Consider the following 1,628-nt stretch of genomic DNA (forward strand, 5'->3'; position numbering starts at 1 on the left):
TGCACGGCCGGGCCCGGCCGGGAGGGGCACCGGCCGGGGGCCTCGGCCGCCCCCACCGACCCGGCGGCCCGCCCGGACCTGCGGCGCTTCTACGGCCAGAAGCTCGTCTGGCGGCCCTGCGGCGACGTCCAGTGCGCCGAGCTCACCGTCCCGAGGGACTACTCCCGTCCCGGCGACGGCAAGACCTTCGTGCTGCCGGTGGCGAAGGCGGCGACCGCGACCGCCGGCAAGCGCGTCGGCTCGCTCGTCCTCAACCCCGGCGGCCCGGGCGAGCCCGGCGCGAAGCTCGTCGAGGACGGCGTCGCCGACGAGATCGGCAAGGGCGTGCGCGAGCGGTTCGACGTCGTGTCCTTCGACCCGCGCGGTGTCGGCGGGAGCAGGCCCGCCCTGACCTGCCTCACCGAGGACCGGACCGAGGTCGTGGACGAGGCGCCGCTCTACCCCCGTACGGACGCCGAGCGCGCCGCGGCCCTCGCCGGCGCGCGGGCGCAGGCCGCCGCCTGCCGGAAGGCCAGCGGTCCGCTGCTCCCGCACGTCGGGACGGACGACGCGGCCCGGGACATGGACGTGCTGAGGGCGGCCCTCGGCGAGCGCCGGCTGACGTACGTCGGCTGGTCGTACGGCACGAGCCTGGGCACCTCGTACGCCGAGCAGTTCCCGCGTCGCGTACGGGCGATGGTCCTTGACGGAGCGGTCGACCCGTCCCTGGACTGGCGGCAGCGCGTGCTCGGCCAGTCGACCGGTTTCCGGGACGCGGTCGAGGAGTACGCCGAGTCCTGCGCCGACACGGTGGGCGAGGGCTGCCCCGGCGGGACGCCCGAGGAGATACGCACGCTGATCGACCGGCTCCTCGAACGGACGCGGCGCGAGCCGCTGCCGGTCGACGGCTCCGAGGACGGTCTCGACGCGGCGGGCCTGGTCTCCGCGCTCGGTCTGTCCATGTACACGCCGGAGGCGCAGTGGGAGGGCCTGTCCGAGGCGCTGCGCGCGGCGGACGACGGGGACGGTACGAAGCTGGCGGCCCTGGCGGCGGGCGAGGACGAGTCTCCCGACACCGATGCCGACTCCGACTCCGACTCCGGCGCCGACGCCGACGCCGATGCCGACTCCGACGCCGAGGAGGCCGCGGAGACGGCGGGCGACGTGCCCGAGGACAACGGCGAAGCCGCCCTCATCGCGATCAACTGCCTCGACGTCCCCCACCCCCGCGACGCACAGGCCTACTGGGACGCACTGGCCCCCGCCCACCGGGCCGCCGGGGACTACGGCACGTCCGGGGTGACCGGCGAGCTGGTCTGCAAGGACTGGCCGGCCGGTACCCAGCGGCCGCACCGGGTGGCCGCGGCGGGCGTTCCGCCGGTGCTCGTCGTGGGCACCTCGGGCGATCCGGCGACGCCGTACGACGAGGCGGTGAGCCTGGCACGCCAGTTCCCCGGCGGCATGCTGCTGTCCTTCGAGGCCCCCGGCCACACCGGGTACGGCCGCGACGCCTGCGTCGACGAGAAGGTCGAGGCCTACCTGGTCTCGCTCACGAAGGTCCGCCCCGGCACTATGTGCACGCCGTAGCGTCCGGCGGGTCGAGCAGGTCGAGTTCGGCGGTGAGCGCGGCGGCGAGCGCGTCGAGGTCG

General features: G+C 75.9%; 1 protein-coding gene. It reads left to right on the top strand.

Features of this window, described 5'->3' with window-relative positions:
- Positions 1-1,566, top strand: a 1,566-nt coding sequence (locus tag CCN56_RS08550; RefSeq protein WP_107484113.1) for an alpha/beta hydrolase, incomplete at its 5' end; no start/stop codon positions are given.
- Positions 1,567-1,628: the final 62 nt, after the last annotated feature.

Source organism: Streptomyces sp. NRRL B-24572 (assembly GCF_002156145.1).
Lineage (GTDB): Bacteria > Actinomycetota > Actinomycetes > Streptomycetales > Streptomycetaceae > Streptomyces > Streptomyces vietnamensis.